The sequence below is a fragment of the Enterobacter sp. RHBSTW-00994 genome (assembly GCF_013782625.1).
Classification (GTDB): domain Bacteria; phylum Pseudomonadota; class Gammaproteobacteria; order Enterobacterales; family Enterobacteriaceae; genus Enterobacter.
In genome coordinates this window covers 3,330,957-3,347,511 of sequence record NZ_CP056199.1, presented here as the reverse complement: position 1 = coordinate 3,347,511, position 16,555 = coordinate 3,330,957, and the positions used below count along the sequence as shown (strand labels likewise).

17 protein-coding genes are annotated in these 16,555 nt (G+C 53.5%); 14 read left to right on the top strand and 3 right to left on the bottom strand.

Annotated elements, in window-relative coordinates; all coding sequences use genetic code 11:
• Positions 1-13: 13 nt before the first annotated feature.
• Positions 14-499 carry a phosphohistidine phosphatase SixA gene (gene sixA, locus HV346_RS16040; protein WP_181620274.1) on the top strand — a complete coding sequence of 162 codons (486 nt, stop codon included), beginning with the start codon at positions 14-16 and terminating at the stop codon, positions 497-499.
• Between the two features lie 45 nt (positions 500-544).
• Here the strand turns inward: sixA and smrB are convergent, their stop codons facing one another.
• A complete protein-coding gene (gene smrB, locus HV346_RS16035) occupies positions 545-1,096 on the bottom strand; it encodes an endonuclease SmrB (RefSeq protein ID WP_181620273.1) in 552 nt (183 codons plus the stop codon).
• Positions 1,097-1,241: 145 nt separating this feature from the next.
• On the opposite strand from smrB, the gene prmB reads away from it, so the two are divergent.
• The 6 genes from prmB (at position 1,242) to HV346_RS16005 (ending at position 5,794) form a co-directional block, all read left to right on the top strand.
• On the top strand, positions 1,242-2,174 hold the full coding sequence (prmB, locus tag HV346_RS16030) for a 50S ribosomal protein L3 N(5)-glutamine methyltransferase (RefSeq protein WP_181620272.1): 933 nt from the start codon (positions 1,242-1,244) through the stop codon (positions 2,172-2,174).
• Between the two features lie 61 nt (positions 2,175-2,235).
• Positions 2,236-3,321, top strand: coding sequence for a chorismate synthase (gene aroC / locus HV346_RS16025; protein WP_181620271.1), 1,086 nt, complete (start codon positions 2,236-2,238; stop codon positions 3,319-3,321).
• Between the two features lie 2 nt (positions 3,322-3,323).
• Positions 3,324-4,148 (top strand): penicillin-insensitive murein endopeptidase, encoded by an 825-nt coding sequence (mepA, locus tag HV346_RS16020; protein WP_181620270.1) that lies wholly within the window; start codon positions 3,324-3,326, stop codon positions 4,146-4,148.
• Positions 4,148-4,957, top strand: coding sequence for a sulfite exporter TauE/SafE family protein (locus tag HV346_RS16015; RefSeq protein WP_181620269.1), 810 nt, complete (start codon positions 4,148-4,150; stop codon positions 4,955-4,957). Before mepA ends, HV346_RS16015 begins: the two co-directional genes overlap by 1 nt.
• On the top strand, positions 4,957-5,502 hold the full coding sequence (locus HV346_RS16010) for an elongation factor P hydroxylase (protein WP_181620268.1): 546 nt from the start codon (positions 4,957-4,959) through the stop codon (positions 5,500-5,502). The genes HV346_RS16015 and HV346_RS16010 overlap by 1 nt, the downstream gene beginning before the upstream one ends.
• 13 nt (positions 5,503-5,515) lie before the next feature.
• Positions 5,516-5,794: a YfcL family protein gene (locus HV346_RS16005; protein WP_181620267.1), complete on the top strand. Its 279-nt coding sequence runs from the start codon at positions 5,516-5,518 to the stop codon at positions 5,792-5,794.
• A gap of 55 nt (positions 5,795-5,849) precedes the next feature.
• Here the strand turns inward: HV346_RS16005 and mnmC are convergent, their stop codons facing one another.
• Positions 5,850-7,850 (bottom strand): bifunctional tRNA (5-methylaminomethyl-2-thiouridine)(34)-methyltransferase MnmD/FAD-dependent 5-carboxymethylaminomethyl-2-thiouridine(34) oxidoreductase MnmC, encoded by a 2,001-nt coding sequence (mnmC, locus tag HV346_RS16000; RefSeq protein WP_181620266.1) that lies wholly within the window; start codon positions 7,848-7,850, stop codon positions 5,850-5,852.
• Positions 7,851-8,007: 157 nt separating this feature from the next.
• On the opposite strand from mnmC, the gene fabB reads away from it, so the two are divergent.
• Together fabB and HV346_RS15990 are read left to right on the top strand one after the other, a co-directional pair.
• Positions 8,008-9,225: a beta-ketoacyl-ACP synthase I gene (gene fabB / locus HV346_RS15995; protein WP_181620265.1), complete on the top strand. Its 1,218-nt coding sequence runs from the start codon at positions 8,008-8,010 to the stop codon at positions 9,223-9,225.
• 207 nt (positions 9,226-9,432) lie between these two features.
• Positions 9,433-10,611, top strand: coding sequence for an MFS transporter (locus HV346_RS15990; RefSeq protein ID WP_181620264.1), 1,179 nt, complete (start codon positions 9,433-9,435; stop codon positions 10,609-10,611).
• A gap of 38 nt (positions 10,612-10,649) precedes the next feature.
• Here HV346_RS15990 and flk read toward each other — a convergent pair whose 3' ends face one another.
• The gene (gene flk / locus HV346_RS15985; protein ID WP_181620263.1) at positions 10,650-11,654 is read right to left on the bottom strand and encodes a flagella biosynthesis regulator Flk; all 1,005 of its coding nucleotides are present in this window, start codon (positions 11,652-11,654) and stop codon (positions 10,650-10,652) included.
• Between the two features lie 113 nt (positions 11,655-11,767).
• Here flk and pdxB point away from each other — a divergent pair, with 113 nt between their 5' ends.
• The 5 genes from pdxB to accD all read left to right on the top strand — a co-directional run bounded on the left by pdxB (position 11,768) and on the right by accD (position 16,545).
• A complete protein-coding gene (gene pdxB / locus HV346_RS15980; RefSeq protein WP_181620262.1) occupies positions 11,768-12,904 on the top strand; it encodes a 4-phosphoerythronate dehydrogenase PdxB in 1,137 nt (378 codons plus the stop codon).
• Positions 12,905-12,971: 67 nt separating this feature from the next.
• On the top strand, positions 12,972-13,985 hold the full coding sequence (locus HV346_RS15975; protein ID WP_181620261.1) for an aspartate-semialdehyde dehydrogenase: 1,014 nt from the start codon (positions 12,972-12,974) through the stop codon (positions 13,983-13,985).
• Positions 13,985-14,797: a tRNA pseudouridine(38-40) synthase TruA gene (gene truA / locus HV346_RS15970; RefSeq protein WP_181620260.1), complete on the top strand. Its 813-nt coding sequence runs from the start codon at positions 13,985-13,987 to the stop codon at positions 14,795-14,797. The genes HV346_RS15975 and truA overlap by 1 nt, the downstream gene beginning before the upstream one ends.
• A 28-nt stretch (positions 14,798-14,825) precedes the next feature.
• Positions 14,826-15,485: a DedA family protein gene (locus HV346_RS15965; protein WP_181620259.1), complete on the top strand. Its 660-nt coding sequence runs from the start codon at positions 14,826-14,828 to the stop codon at positions 15,483-15,485.
• 154 nt (positions 15,486-15,639) lie between these two features.
• The gene (gene accD, locus HV346_RS15960) at positions 15,640-16,545 is read left to right on the top strand and encodes an acetyl-CoA carboxylase, carboxyltransferase subunit beta (RefSeq protein ID WP_181620258.1); all 906 of its coding nucleotides are present in this window, start codon (positions 15,640-15,642) and stop codon (positions 16,543-16,545) included.
• The last annotated feature ends 10 nt before the right edge of the window (positions 16,546-16,555 follow it).

The following is a 16,555-nucleotide window of genomic DNA, read 5'->3' as shown; positions in this document are numbered from 1 at the left end:
AAAGCGGTGCAATATGCAAGTTTTTATCATGCGTCATGGTGACGCGGCACTCGATGCCGCCAGTGACTCAGTACGTCCTTTGACAACCTGTGGCTGCGACGAATCCCGTCAAATGGCAATCTGGTTTAAAGGTCAAAAAGTGGACATTGAACGTGTTCTGGTGAGTCCGTTCCTGCGTGCAGAACAGACGCTGGATGTGGTAGGAGAGTGTATTCACCTGCCGGAAAGCGTAGATGTTCTTCCTGAGCTTACTCCGTGCGGCGATGTCGGCCTTGTCAGCGCGTATCTTCAGGCACTTTGCAATGAAGGTGTTGCTTCTGCGCTGGTCATTTCCCATTTGCCACTCGTGGGTTATCTGGTGTCTGAATTGTGCCCAGGTGAAACGCCACCAATGTTCACGACCTCCGCTATTGCCAATGTCACTCTCGACGAAACCGGCAAAGGGGTATTCAACTGGCAAATGAGTCCGTGCAACCTGAAGATGGCGAAAGCGATCTGATGTGACGTGCGATTCGGCGGGTAGCATTTGCCACCCGCCAGCCTGTCAGGGCAGCTCTGGTGGCTGCCACTCCTCAATCTCAATCAGTACCAATAGCGCCGCATCTCCCCCGTATTCTTTTGGGGCCTGGTGAAACGCCATGACGTGTGGATGCTGAGCCAACCACAGCGGTGTCTGCTGCTTAAGAATATGTTTACCGTGGCCATGCATAACGCAGGTGCAAAAGACATGTTCACGACGACAAGCGGCGATCAACGCCCCCAGTTCCTGTTTTGCCTGCATCTGCGTCAGACCATGAAGGTCAAGAAAGAGCTCTGGTGAGTAATCCCCTCGACGTAATTTTTTCAGCTCAAAATGGCTAACGTCTTCGCGTACATATTTGACTGCACCCTGTGTATTCAGCAGCGGCTGGAATTCGTCCGAAAAATAGTGGCTGTTGTCCGCCTGCTCCTGCAGTAAACGTTTTACCGGCACTTCAGTGACTTTTTTGCGTATCGGGCGATGGACAATGGTGTCCTGCTTGATTTGGCGTGTCCCTGTCATTAGCTGGCGAAAGAGCGACTGATCCTCCTCGCTGAGCGACTTTTTCTTTTTCATTGGCCTGTCTCATCTCTTATTTCAGGTAGTGTACCTGACTAAACGCATTTTTTAACCTCAAGCAGTAAGCGTCATTGCTGATTTATCGCCGTCTTCATGGCAAACTAGCCGCCGAAAATTAAGCGAGCATGCCCTGGAGGAAAGAGTGGATAAAATATTTGTCGATGAAGCAGTAAACGAGCTGCATACCATACAGGACATGTTGCGTTGGTCGGTTAGCCGCTTCAGCGCCGCCAACATCTGGTACGGCCATGGCACGGATAATCCATGGGATGAGGCGGTTCAACTGGTGTTGCCTTCTCTCTACCTGCCGCTGGATATTCCTGAGGACATGCGCACTGCGCGCCTGACGTCCAGTGAAAAACACCGCATTGTTGAGCGTGTGATCCGCCGTGTTAATGAGCGCATTCCTGTCGCCTACCTGACCAACAAGGCCTGGTTCTGTGGCCACGAATTCTACGTTGATGAGCGTGTATTGGTTCCACGCTCTCCGATTGGTGAGCTGATCAACAACCATTTTGCCGGTCTTATCGATCATCATCCACAGCACATCCTGGATATGTGTACCGGTAGCGGCTGTATTGCTATTGCCTGCGCCTACGCCTTCCCGGAAGCGGAAGTAGATGCGGTGGATATCTCTACCGACGCGCTGGCGGTAACCGAACACAACATTGAAGAGCATGGGCTGATTAACCATGTCACGCCAATCCGTTCCGATCTGTTCCGTGATCTTCCCGCGCTCCAGTACGATCTGATTGTCACCAACCCGCCGTACGTTGATGCAGAAGATATGTCTGACCTGCCGAATGAATATCGCCACGAGCCTGAACTGGGTCTGGCATCGGGGTCCGATGGTTTGAAACTGACTCGTCGTATTCTGGCCTGCGCGCCGGATTATCTGACTGACAACGGCATTCTGATTTGTGAAGTCGGTAACAGCATGGTACATCTGATGGAGCAATACCCGGATGTGCCGTTCACCTGGCTTGAGTTCGATAATGGTGGTGACGGCGTCTTTATGTTGACGAAAGCGCAGCTCCTTGATGCGCGCGAATACTTCAGCATCTACAAAGACTAATCCAGCGGGCTTCGGCCCGTTTCACAACGCTCAAACACAGAACAACGACAACGGAGCCGTGATGGCAGGAAACAGTATTGGACAATTATTCCGGGTGACCACCTTTGGTGAGTCACATGGGCTGGCATTAGGTTGCATTGTTGACGGCGTACCGCCAGGCATTGAACTGACCGAAGCTGATTTACAGCACGATCTTGACCGCCGCCGTCCGGGAACCTCTCGCTACACCACGCAGCGTCGCGAGCCGGATCAGGTCAAAATTCTCTCCGGTGTTTTCGAAGGTCGCACGACAGGGACCAGTATTGGTTTGCTGATTGAAAATACCGATCAGCGTTCGCAAGATTACGGCACGATCAAAGACGTGTTCCGTCCGGGTCATGCGGATTATACCTATGAACAAAAATACGGCTTTCGCGACTATCGCGGCGGCGGACGTTCTTCCGCCCGTGAAACGGCGATGCGCGTAGCTGCAGGAGCAATTGCCAAGAAATACCTGGCGCAGAAATTTGGCATCGTGATCCGCGGGTGTTTAACCCAGATGGGCGATATTCCACTGGCGATTAAAGACTGGGATCAGGTTGAGCAAAACCCCTTCTTCTGCGCTGATGCCGATAAGCTGGACGCACTGGACGAACTGATGCGTGGCCTGAAAAAAGAGGGCGACTCCATTGGGGCTAAAGTGACCGTGGTTGCTGACGGTGTGCCGGCAGGCTGGGGCGAGCCGGTCTTTGATCGTCTGGATGCTGATATTGCTCATGCAATGATGAGCATTAATGCGGTGAAAGGCGTGGAGATTGGTGATGGTTTTGACGTGGTGGCGCTGCGTGGCAGCCAGAATCGCGATGAAATTACCAAAGACGGATTCCAGAGCAACCATGCGGGTGGCATTCTCGGTGGTATCAGCAGCGGCCAGCAGATTGTGGCGAACATTGCGCTGAAACCGACGTCGAGTATTACTGTACCGGGCCGCACGATTAACCGCTCTGGTGACGAAGTTGAGATGATCACCAAGGGACGTCACGATCCTTGTGTGGGGATCCGCGCAGTGCCGATCGCAGAAGCGATGCTGGCGATCGTGCTGATGGATCACTTCCTGCGCCAGCGCGCGCAAAATGCCGATGTGACGACCTCCATTCCACGCTGGTAAACATGAAAAAAACCGCAATTGCTCTGCTGGCCCTGCTTGCCAGCGGGGCCAGTCTGGCAGCCACTCCCTGGCAAAAAATCACCCATCCTGTGGCGGGCAGTGCACAATCTATTGGTGCATTTTCAAACGGCTGTATCGTTGGGGCACAAGAATTACCGCTGCAGTCCGGTACTTATCAGGTGATGCGTACCGATCAGCGACGCTATTTTGGTCATCCTGATTTAATCACCTTCATCCAGAGACTGGGGAGCCAGGTGCATAACCGGGGGCTGGGAACTCTGTTGATAGGTGATATGGGCATGCCGGCTGGCGGACGGTTTAATGGTGGTCATGCCAGCCACCAGACGGGGCTGGATGTTGATATCTTCCTGCAACTACCGAAAGCGCGCTGGAGTTCGGCGCAACTGCTTAAGCCGCAGGCGCTCGATCTGGTCGCCCGTGACGGAAAAAATGTTGTGCCTTCGCTCTGGTCGCAGGATGTCTCAAGCTTGATAAAACTGGCGGCAAAAGATGACGATGTCACCCGTATTTTTGTGAATCCGGCGATTAAACAACAGTTGTGCCTTGATGCCGGAACCGATCGCGACTGGTTGCGTAAAGTACGCCCATGGTTCCAGCATCGTGCGCATATGCACGTCCGTTTGCGCTGTCCGGCAAATAGCCTGGAATGTGAAGACCAACCGCTGCCTCCACCGGGTGACGGCTGTGGTGCAGAACTGCAAAGCTGGTTTGAACCGGCCAAACCTGGAACCTCTAAGCCTGAGAAGAAGACACCGCCTCCGTTGCCGCCTTCCTGCCAGGCGCTACTGGATGAGCATGTACTCTAATGGATAATTTCGTCGATCTGTTTATGGTGTCGCCAGTATTGCTGGTGGTGCTCTTTTTTGTTGCCATGTTGGCCGGGTTTATTGATGCGCTGGCGGGGGGCGGGGGATTACTCACTGTTCCCGCTCTGTTAGCGGCAGGAATGAGTCCTGCTCAGGCACTGGCAACCAATAAACTGCAAGCCTGTGGTGGTTCGTTATCCGCCTCGCTCTATTTTGTTCGTCGCAAGGTGGTGAATCTTGCCGATCAGAAACTGAATATCCTGATGACCTTTATTGGCTCAACTGCAGGCGCATTGCTGGTTCAGCACGTGACGTCTGATGTTCTGCGCCAAATTCTGCCTGTTCTGGTTATCTGTATTGGCCTCTATTTTTTACTGATGCCTAAGCTCGGTGAAGAGGACAGACAGCGTCGTCTGCATGGTTTACCGTTTGCGCTGATTGCGGGCGGCTGCGTAGGGTTCTATGACGGTTTCTTTGGTCCCGGTGCAGGCTCTTTTTACGCCCTGGCGTTTGTCACGCTGGCTGGTTTTAACCTCGCTAAATCAACCGCACATGCCAAAGTGCTCAACGCGACGTCGAATGTGGGCGGCCTGCTGCTGTTTATTATTGGCGGTAAGGTTATCTGGGCGACCGGTTTTGTGATGATGGCAGGACAATTTATCGGGGCGCGAGCCGGATCGCGTCTGGTATTAAGCAAAGGGCAACAGCTGATCCGCCCCATGATTGTGGTGGTGTCAGCGGTGATGAGCGCCAAGCTTCTTTATGACAGCCACGGACAGGAGATCCTCCACTGGTTGGGGATGAACTAATGAACAGTACACATAATTACGAACAGCTGATTGAGATTTTTGACGGCTGTTTTGCTGGTGATTTTAATACCCGTCTGATTAAAGGTGACGACGAACCGATCTATCTTCCTGCTGATGCAGATGTACCTTATAACCGCATCGTGTTCGCCCACGGTTTTTATGCCAGCGGATTACATGAGATTTCGCACTGGTGTATTGCAGGAAAAGCACGTCGCGAGCTGGTGGACTTTGGTTACTGGTATTGCCCGGACGGGCGTGATGCGGCGACGCAAGGGCAGTTTGAAGATGTAGAAGTAAAACCACAGGCTTTCGACTGGCTGTTTTGCGTGGCGGCGGGTTTTCCGTTCAACGTAAGCTGCGACAACCTTGAGGGTGACTTCGAACCAGACCGTATTGTGTTCCAGCGCCGCGTTCATGCGCAGGTGATGGAATATCTTGAGAAAGGCATACCGGAACGCCCGGCACGTTTTATCAAGGCATTACAGAATTATTACCACACGCCGGAGATGACGGCGGAATGCTTCCCGTGGCCGGAAGATCTTTAACAGAGGAAAGAAGATGATCGCAGAATTTGAATCACGCATTCTGGCGTTAATTGATGACATGGTGGAACACGCCAGTGATGATGAGCTGTTCGCCAGCGGTTATCTGCGTGGTCACCTGACGCTTGCCGTTGCTGAACTGGAAGCTGGAGACGATCACTCTGCACAGGCTGTGCATATTGAAGTGACCCGTAGCCTTGAGAAAGCGATTCAGGCTGGTGAACTCTCTCCGCGTGACCAGTCTTTAGTGTTGGGAATGTGGGACAACTTGTTCCAGCAGGCGAATCTGAACTAACGGAAACCTCGCAGTTTTTGCCCTCTCTTGTCGGGAGAGGGCGTCAGACAGCATCCTATTTAACGTGCTTCCCTTTCAGTAACTTTCTCACCCACAGACGATTCGGATTCAGTGCAGCCAGTGTTTCGCCATCCAGCGGTAGTGGCTCATCGCTCATTTGCGAGGCCAGCACTTCCGCTGCCAGAGGTGCGGAGCATAATCCGCGCGATCCCAGCGCGCCCAGCATGAACAGATCCGGGTACACCGGCGCATTAACCGCTGAGGTTTTCTGTTCTGCAAGATCCCGGTAGACCTCAAGCGTTTCGTTATAGTTCGGGACATTCCCGACCATTGGCAGATGGTCGCGGGTGGCACACCGTACGCCACAACGTGCTTCTCCCGCACTGATATCAACCTCTTTCGCCCACTCAGCCAGAGGGAAGCAGTCGATCAAACGTTGCCGGTTGTGTTCCTGGTCTTCCTGGCTGTAGTGAGTGTCGGTCTTTCCGCGGTGATAGCTTGCGCCAATACAGTGGTGACCATTCGCCGGGTTTTGCGGTGTCAGGTAACCATCGTAGCAAAGTACCTGGCGAAGTTTGCTCAGTTGCGGCGTGACGGGAATATGGCTTACCTGACCGCCTACCGGGTAAAGCGGTAACTTTTCCGTTTGTTCAAACTGGCTGATGTTATGGCCGTTCGCCAGCACGACGCAGGCATGTTGCGCGTTGCTGTCGTTGGCGAAGTGTATTGACCATCGCTCTCCACAGCGCTCCAGCGACGTGACGGGACGGGAATAGCGCACTTTCAGTCCACGCGATTGGGCAAGTGTAAGGGCGGCAGCGGTCAGTTCTGCCGGACATAACCAGCCACCGAGCGGATAGTGTACGCCGCCACATCCGGTGTCGATGCCAGCATTGGTGGAAACCTGTTGCGCATTAATCGCAGTGGCCATTTCTTCGGGTAAACCGAGAGTTAGCATCTGCGTAATTTTCTGCTGGCTTTTCTCATCCCAGGCGAGTTGCGTGACACCGCACCAGTCGTGGGCGAAAGTGACGGGAAGGGTGTCGTAAAGACGTCGTGCGAAGGTGAATGCCGCCGGGAAAAATTGGCTCAGTGCGGCGTCGTGTGCGCTCAGCAGGGGATAAAGTGCACCTTGTCGATTGCCTGATGCGCCGCAGGCGGGAACATCATCGGCACAATAAAGCGTAACGTCCCAGCCCCGATGAATGAGCGCCAGCGAGAGCAGGGCGCTGGCGATACCGCCGCCAATAATGGCGACCTCGCGAGATACGCTGCCGCTGCGGTGAAACCAGGGCGCATGGACAGGAAGCTTGCGTTCCTGTGCCATTACGCCCGTCAGCATTTCGCGTTTACGGCCAAATCCTTTGCATTTTTGCATGGTGAAGCCTGCGTCCTGTAGGCCACGACGCACGAAACCTGCCGAGGTGAAGGTCGCAAGCGTTGCGCCAGGACGTGCCAGCCTTGCCATCGCGGCAAAGAGGTGTTCGCTCCACATATCCGGGTTCTTGGCGGGCGCAAAGCCGTCGAGGAACCAGGCATCAACTTTCTGATTCAGAGAGTCGTCAAGCTTGTCGGTTAGTTCGTTAATATCGCCCAGCCACAAATCCAGCGTGACGCGACCTCCGTCCAGTTGCAGACGGTGACATCCCCCAAACGCCTGCGGCCACTGGGCCTGCAACTGAGATGCCCAGGAGGCCAGTTCCGGCCAGTGCTGGTGTGCCAGCGTCAGATCATGCGCCGTCAGGGGGAATTTTTCGAAACTGATGAAATGTAATCTTTGGAGTGTAGCCTGAGGGTGGGCAGCACAGAACTGGTCGAAAGCCTGCCAGAGTGTGAGGAAGTTTAACCCTGTACCAAAACCGCTTTCCGCGACCACAAACTGAGCGCGAGGATGCGCAGGGAAACGCTCACTAAGGTGGTTTCCGTCAAGGAAGACATACCGGGTTTCTTCCAGTCCGTTATCATTCGAGAAATAGACGTCGTCGAAATCTCGGGAAACAGGTGTACCCTCAGCGTTGAATTCGAGGTTGGCGGGTTGTATAGCATTTTGTTTCACGTAAGTTACTCGTCTGACAGGCAGTGGCGCGATCTTAACGATGCAGGGCCGTTGGCGCAAATTTCCGCAGAAATTGGCTGATCGGACTTGTTCAGCGTACAAGTGTACGCTATTGTGCGACTCGAAACTTTACTAGTATGACTTACAGAGGTATTGAATGAAACGTGCAGTGATTACTGGCCTGGGCATCGTTTCCAGCATCGGTAACAACCAGCAGGAAGTCCTGGAATCTCTGCGTGAAGGACGCTCGGGGATCACTTTCTCTCAAGAATTCAAAGATTCTGGTATGCGTAGCCATGTATGGGGTAACGTCAAACTGGACACCACGGGTCTTATCGACCGCAAAGTGGTCCGTTTCATGAACGATGCCTCTATCTACGCTTACCTCTCAATGCAGCAGGCTGTGGCAGATGCTGGGTTGAAAGAAGAGGTTTATCAAAATAACCCGCGCGTGGGTCTGATTGCAGGTTCCGGCGGCTCCTCTAAATCTCAGGTATTCGGTGCGGACGCAATGCGTAGCCCGCGTGGCCTGAAAGCAGTTGGTCCTTACGTCGTGACCAAAGCGATGGCGTCTGCTGTTTCTGCATGCCTCGCAACTCCGTTCAAAATTCATGGTGTGAACTACTCCATCAGCTCCGCTTGTGCGACCTCTGCACACTGCATCGGTAGCGCAGTTGAGCAAATTCAGCTCGGCAAACAGGATATCGTGTTTGCGGGTGGCGGCGAAGAGCTGTGCTGGGAAATGGCCTGTGAGTTTGATGCGATGGGCGCACTGTCTACCAAATATAACGAAACGCCAGAAAAAGCGTCCCGTACCTATGATGCACACCGTGATGGTTTCATCATTGCTGGCGGCGGCGGTATGGTTGTGGTTGAAGAGCTGGAACACGCGCTGGCACGTGGCGCGCATATCTATGCTGAAGTTGTTGGCTACGGTGCAACCTCCGATGGTGCAGACATGGTCGCGCCATCTGGCGAAGGCGCAGTACGCTGCATGAAGCTGGCGATGGACGGTGTTGATACCCCAATCGATTACCTGAACTCACACGGTACATCTACTCCGGTAGGTGACGTGAAAGAGCTGGGAGCAATTCGTGAAGTATTTGGCAACAACAGCCCGGCGATCTCTGCAACCAAAGCGATGACCGGTCACTCTCTGGGTGCTGCTGGTGTACAGGAAGCTATTTACTCTCTGCTGATGCTCGAGCACGGCTTCATCGCCCCAAGCATCAACGTGGAAGAGCTGGATGAGCAGGCTCAGGGTCTGAACATCGTAACCAAACCGACTGAAGCGGCACTGACTACCGTCATGTCCAACAGCTTTGGCTTTGGCGGCACAAACGCCACGCTGGTGATGCGTAAGCTGAAGGCATAAATTCTGCGTTTTAGTTGAAAAGGGAGCCATCTGGCTCCCTTTTTTATGCATTGACAAGCGGTTGTGCTCACAGGCAAACTCCACCCCTCAACATTATCCTCTTGATAATGCGTAAGCGTTTAACGTCAACCAACGCACCTTAATCCTGATATTCAGGCAGAGGGGGCGTGGTATTTCCCCGCCTTACTCTTCATTTCGGAGTAAAGCATGACAGCAGTCACTCAAACAGAAAAAACCTCTTCAGCGAATGTTTCGCTGTTTCGTATCGCCTTCGCGGTATTCCTTACCTATATGACCGTTGGTCTTCCACTTCCCGTCATTCCCTTGTTTGTGCACCAGGAGCTGGGCTACGGCAATACGCTGGTTGGTGTGGCGGTTGGTATTCAGTTTCTGGCAACGGTCCTGACGCGCGGCTATGCAGGAAGGCTGGCCGATCAGCATGGCGCAAAGCGTTCTGCGCTACAGGGGATGTTCGCTTGCGGGCTTGCGGGGGGCGCATGGCTTCTTGCGGCATTATTGCCGGTGGATGCGATTTACAAATTTGCCTTACTGATTGTTGGCCGATTGATCCTGGGCTTTGGTGAGAGTCAGCTTTTGACCGGGACGTTAACCTGGGGGATGGGGCTGGTTGGCCCCACTCGCTCCGGCAAGGTGATGTCATGGAATGGGATGGCGATCTACGGTGCTTTAGCCGCAGGTGCGCCTCTGGGATTGCTGATCCACAGCCACTTTGGTTTTGCCGCGCTCGCCGGGACAACTATAGTGCTGCCATTGCTGGCCTGGGCGTTCAATGGTTCAGTTCGTAAAGTCCCTGCACATAAAGGCGAAAGGCCATCCCTGTGGAGTGTTGTCGGACAGATCTGGAAACCGGGAATGGGGCTTGCGTTGCAGGGTGTCGGCTTTGCGGTTATAGGGACGTTTGTCTCACTTTACTTCATGAGTCGTGGCTGGGCGATGGCAGGCTTTACGCTCACGGCATTCGGTGGCGCATTTGTCCTGATGCGTATCCTGTTTGGCTGGATGCCGGATCGCTTCGGTGGTGTGAACGTCGCCGTGATTTCCCTCATAATTGAAACGACAGGCCTAATTCTGCTGTGGCAGGCCCCTGTGGCATCCATTGCTTTGCTCGGCGCAGCCCTGACAGGCTGTGGGTGCTCGTTAATCTTCCCGGCGCTGGGCGTCGAGGTGGTTAAACGGGTAGCACCACAAGTACGAGGGACGGCGCTTGGCGGTTATGCGGCATTTCAGGATATCTCATACGGCGTGACCGGGCCTCTGGCGGGTCTGCTGGCGACCTCTTTTGGCTATCCGTCGGTCTTTCTTGCGGGGGCTGTTTCAGCGGTTACCGGCATTGTGGTGACGTTGATTGCTTTTCGTAAGGCATAATCAATGTTTGCCCTCTTCTGAGCGAAGAGGGCATGACATCAGGCGAGCAGCCAGAAAATTGCCAGCGCGATCATCAGGGCAATAAACATCAGCCCCGGCCGTGCAGACAGCGTTCTGAAGGTTTCAACGACGGGCGCGAAGAGCGGGCTATAAATCGGCTGGAGATTGCGTGCTTCCGGCACACCACCTTCTCGTTCAGCACGCCGAATAAAGATCTGGTTCAATACATCCTGGACCTGCGCAGAGGTTAATACCGTCTGTGGCGTCGCTTGCCAGGTTTGCTGCGTATAATCCCGAATGGCTTCAAACTCGCGTGGCTCAAGCGGCTGTTTGAGCGCCGCCTGCAGCGTATGCAGTGTGGGTGCGTTCTGGGTACTTAGAGTCTGGCGCGCCTGTAGCCAGGTCACCAGATGCGTAAACTGTTTGGCCGGGATTAATTCTCCCGCTTTCACCCCTGACAGTTCCAGCATAGATTGCCAGATGAGCTTTGTTGGCTCCCCAGTTGCTGCTGCCAGTTTCGTCACCATCTGTTTGAGCGTGTTGTGCTCAGCAGGCAACAGCGGACGTTCCGTGGCCGGGCGTTGTTGCGGCTGTGGAATCGATAACTCATTATTTTGCAGTAACGTCAGAACAGTCTTTAGCTGATCAGGGGTGAGCTGGCTGAGCGCTGTCTGGCCATACTGATGGCGAATAAAATCGCTCACGGCCTGGCGGTTATTTCCCTGGCCCAGAAGCTCGGTTAACTGCGAAACAATCTGGCGAGTGGTGTGGTTAAGCTGCGCAGTATTCAGACGCTGATTCAGGTTTTGCTCAGCGGCAGGGAAGTGGCGCGATTGCAAAGGGGCATCGTTTCTTACCCCTAAATCGTGTTTTACCCCGGCCCACACTTCCGCATTTTGCTGAGAAGTCAGGGCGATCAGACGCGTGATCAAACGCTCCAGCACAGTACGCTGTTGTGTGGAAAGCGGTTGTTCGCCTGTGACGTTGGGCGTTACGGGGCCTTCACCCGGAGGGCGCGGCGGCGTACCTGAAATGGGCTGCATCGTCAAAAATCCTTAAAGTCAAAACTCAGCGTAAACCAGGTTTACGAGTATGCCTGGCGGCGAGATTATGGCACACTTGCGCGGTTAACTTCCTCTCAAACAGGTACTCAGACGTGAAAATCCTCGTCGATGAAAATATGCCTTACGCCCGCGAGCTATTTAGCCGCCTGGGTGATGTAAAGGCTGTCCCTGGTCGTCCTATTCCCCTGAACGAACTGGATGATGCCGACGCCCTGATGGTGCGCTCGGTGACCAAAGTAAATGAGACGTTGCTGTCTGGCAAAGCGGTTAAATTTGTCGGGACAGCGACGGCTGGGACCGATCATGTGGATGACAAGTGGCTCACGCAGGCGGGGATCGGGTTTTCCGCCGCACCTGGCTGCAATGCCATTGCCGTAGTGGAGTATGTTTTTTCTTCTTTGTTGATGCTGGCAGAGCGCGACGGTTTTTCCCTAAAAGACCGTACTGTCGGCATAGTAGGGGTGGGCAACGTGGGTGGGCGTTTGCAAAAACGCTTCGAAGCGCTGGGCATTCGTACGCTTTTATGCGATCCGCCGCGTGCGGATAAGGGCGATGAGGGCGATTTTCGCTCTCTTGATGAGTTGATTGAGCAGTGCGATGTGATCACCTTCCATACGCCCTTGTTCAAAGAAGGTCCTTATAAGTCGTGGCATCTGGCAGATGAAACACTGATCCGCAGTCTGAAGGCTGGCGCTATTCTGATAAATGCCTGTCGTGGCCCGGTGGTAGACAACTCAGCACTGTTGAAATGTCTTCAGGAAGGACAAGCGCTCAGCGTGGTACTGGATGTCTGGGAGCCAGAGCCGGATCTGAATGTGGCGTTGCTGGAAAAAGTGGATGTGGCAACGGCACATATCGCCGGCTACACGCTGGAGGGTAAAGCGCGTGGAACCACACAAGTCTTTGAAGCCTATAGTGTGTTCATCGGTAAGCCACAACAGGTGGCGCTTGATACCTTGCTGCCTGCCCCGGAATTTGGACGCATCACTTTGCACGGCCCGCTCGATGAGGCAACGCTGAAAAGGCTGGTGCATTTGGTGTATGATGTGCGCCGCGATGACGCGCTGCTGCGTAAAGTAGCGGGTATTCCGGGTGAATTTGACAAGTTGCGCAAGAATTATCTTGAACGCCGTGAATGGTCTTCCCTGTATGTGATCTGTGACGACGCTGATGCGGCGGTGCTGTTGCATAAACTGGGATTCAATGCCGTTCACCACCCGGCACGTTAATGTCTTCTTAATGCTCCCTGTTGGATAATCCGGCAGGGACGCTTTTTTATTTCTGGAGTAAACCACCATGTCTGAAGGCTGGAATATTGCCGTACTGGGCGCTACGGGCGCCGTGGGCGAAGCCCTGCTCGAAACACTTGCTGAACGTCAGTTCCCGGTGGGGGACATCTATGCGCTTGCCCGCACTGATAGCGCGGGCGAGCATCTGCGTTTTAGCGGTAAATCCGTCATGGTTCAGGATGCGGCCGAATTTGACTGGACCCAGGCGCAGCTGGCATTTTTTGCAGCTGGTGTCGAAGCCACGGCGTCTTACATTGAAGAAGCAACCAATTCTGGCTGTCTGGTGATTGATTTAAGCGGCCTGTTTGCACTGGAACCGGATGTTCCGCTGGTGGTCCCGGATGTGAACCCGTTTGTGCTGGCGGACTACCGTAACCGCAACATTATTGCCGTCCCGAATAGCCTTACCAGCCAGTTACTTACCGCACTGAAACCATTGATCGACGATGGTGGTCTGTCACGTATCGCTGTGACCAGCCTGCTGTCCGCTTCCGGGCATGGAAAAAAAGCCGTCGATGCCCTTGCGGGGCAGAGTGCAAAACTGCTGAACGGTATTCCCATTGATGAAGATGATTTCTTTGGTCGTCAACTGGCGTTCAATATGTTGCCGCTGCTGCCCGATCGTGAAGGCTCCGTGCGTGAAGAGCGCCGTATTGTCGATGAAGCACGCAAAATTTTGCAGGATGAAGGGCTGATGATCTCGGCCAACTGCGTGCAGTCTCCGGTCTTTTATGGCCATGCGCAGATGGTGAGTTTTGAGGCTCTGCGTCCGCTGGCAGCCGAAGAGGCGCGTGATGCGTTTGCCCGTGGTGAAGATATCGTGCTTTCCGAAGAAACCGACTTCCCGACTCAGGTCGGTGATGCGACTGGCAGTGCGCACCTTTCTATCGGTTGCGTGCGTAATGACTACGGCATGCCGGAGCAGGTACAGTTCTGGTCGGTTGCCGATAACGTCCGTTTTGGCGGTGCGCTAATAGCGGTGAAAATTGCTGAGAAACTGGTGCAGGAGTACCTGTACTGATGTCGGAAGTGGAACAAAAGCCAGTCCATAAAATTGCCCTCGGTATTGAGTACGATGGCAGTAAATATTATGGCTGGCAGCGTCAAAATGAAGTGCGTAGTGTCCAGGAAAAACTGGAGAAAGCGCTCTCTCAGGTTGCGAATGAGCCTATCGGTGTGTTCTGCGCGGGGCGCACCGATGCCGGTGTTCACGGAACCGGGCAGGTGGTGCATTTTGAAACGACTGCCGTGCGCAAGGATGCCGCGTGGACGCTGGGGGTGAATGCAAATTTGCCTGGAGATATTGCCGTGCGTTGGGTCAAAAATGTGCCGGATGATTTTCATGCCCGCTTCAGCGCGACGGCGCGGCGTTACCGCTACATCATCTACAACCAACGTCTTCGTCCTGCAGTATTAAGCCAGGGCGTGACGCATTTTTATGAACCTCTGGATGCAGAACGTATGCACCGCGCAGCTCAATGTCTGATTGGCGAAAATGACTTTACGTCGTTTCGTGCGGTGCAGTGTCAGTCCCGTACGCCATGGCGAAATGTTATGCACATTAACGTCAGTCGTTTTGGCGCATATGTGGTGGTAGATATCAAAGCCAATGCCTTTGTACATCATATGGTTAGGAATATTGTGGGCAGCCTGATGGAAGTAGGGGCCGAACACCAGCCGGAGAGCTGGATTGCAGAACTGCTGGCAGCGAAGGACAGAACGCTTGCGGCAGCAACGGCGAAAGCAGAAGGTTTGTATCTGGTCTCCGTGGATTATCCGGATCGGTTCGACCTTCCTAAACCGCCAATGGGCCCGCTATTTTTAGCGGACTAAACAAAGGTGCAATTAAGGTTTAGACAATATGGACTTAATACGTTTTCTAATTGATTTCATCCTGCATATTGATGTTCATCTGGCGGAGTTAGTCGCGCAGTACGGCGTCTGGGTGTATGCCATTCTGTTTCTGATTTTGTTCTGTGAAACCGGGCTTGTTGTGACTCCGTTCCTGCCGGGCGATTCACTGTTGTTTGTTGCCGGTGCGCTATCAGCATTGCCGACTAACGATCTGAATGTTCATTTGATGGTGGTGTTGATGATCATCGCCGCGATTATCGGTGATGCGGTTAACTACACGATTGGGCGCGTTTTTGGCGAGAGATTATTCAGTAATCCAAACTCGAAGATTTTCCGTCGTAGCTATTTAGACAAAACCCATGCGTTTTATGCACGTCACGGCGGCAAAACGATTATCCTCGCCCGTTTTGTGCCCATTGTTCGCACTTTCGCGCCGTTTGTGGCGGGAATGGGTCATATGTCCTATCGTCATTTTGCGGCCTATAACGTTGTGGGGGCTTTGCTGTGGGTTCTGCTCTTTACCTATGCGGGTTATCTGTTCGGCGATCTCCCCGTGGTTCAGGAGAATCTTAAGCTGCTGATTGTAGCCATTATTGTGCTGTCAATCTTACCCGGCGTTATCGAAATTATTCGCCATAGACGTGCTGCTGCAAAGCAATCTAAGTAAATGTGCATTGGCGGTTCGACCACTTTTTTATCCAAAGTTTCGGGCTGTTATGTTTTAATGTGCAACATTCATGGTCTGTTGGAGGCAAAAATGGCATTATTCGCCTCTTATAGCAAAACTGGCATACGACCAGGTTCAGGCAGAAAGGTTATCAATGAGCTGGATTGAACGAATTAAAAGCAACATAGCCCCTACGCGTAAAGCGAGTATTCCTGAAGGGGTGTGGACGAAGTGTGACAGCTGCGGCCAGGTTCTGTACCGCGCTGAGCTGGAACGCAATCTTGAGGTGTGTCCGAAGTGTGACCACCACATGCGTATGTCGGCGCGTAACCGCCTGCATAGCGTGCTGGACGAAGGTTCTCTGGTAGAATTGGGTAGTGAGCTTGAGCCAAAAGATGTGCTGAAGTTCCGTGATTCCAAAAAATACAAAGACCGCCTGGCGTCTGCTCAGAAAGAGACTGGTGAGAAAGATGCTCTGGTTGTCATGAAAGGCACATTGCACGAGATGCCGGTTGTTGCTGCCGCATTTGAGTTCTCTTTTATGGGAGGATCAATGGGCTCTGTTGTCGGTGCGCGTTTTGTTCGTGCCGTTGAGCAAGCGCTCGAAGACAACTGCCCGCTGATCTGCTTCTCCGCGTCAGGTGGTGCACGTATGCAGGAAGCGCTGATGTCGCTGATGCAGATGGCCAAAACCTCTGCGGCGTTGGCAAAAATGCAGGAACGCGGTCTGCCGTATATTTCCGTTCTGACCGACCCAACCATGGGTGGCGTGTCTGCGAGCTTCGCGATGCTTGGTGATCTGAACATCGCTGAGCCAAAAGCGCTGATTGGTTTTGCCGGTCCTCGCGTTATTGAACAAACGGTTCGAGAAAAACTGCCGCCGGGTTTCCAGCGCAGTGAATTCCTCATCGAGAAAGGCGCTATCGACATGATCGTTCGTCGCCCGGAATTGCGCCTGAAACTGGCAAGTGTTCTGGCGAAGATGATGAATCTGCCATCGCCTAAACCAGATGAGCCGCATGAAGGTGTGGTCGTACCGAATCAGGAACCCGAAGCCTGATAACTGAAAA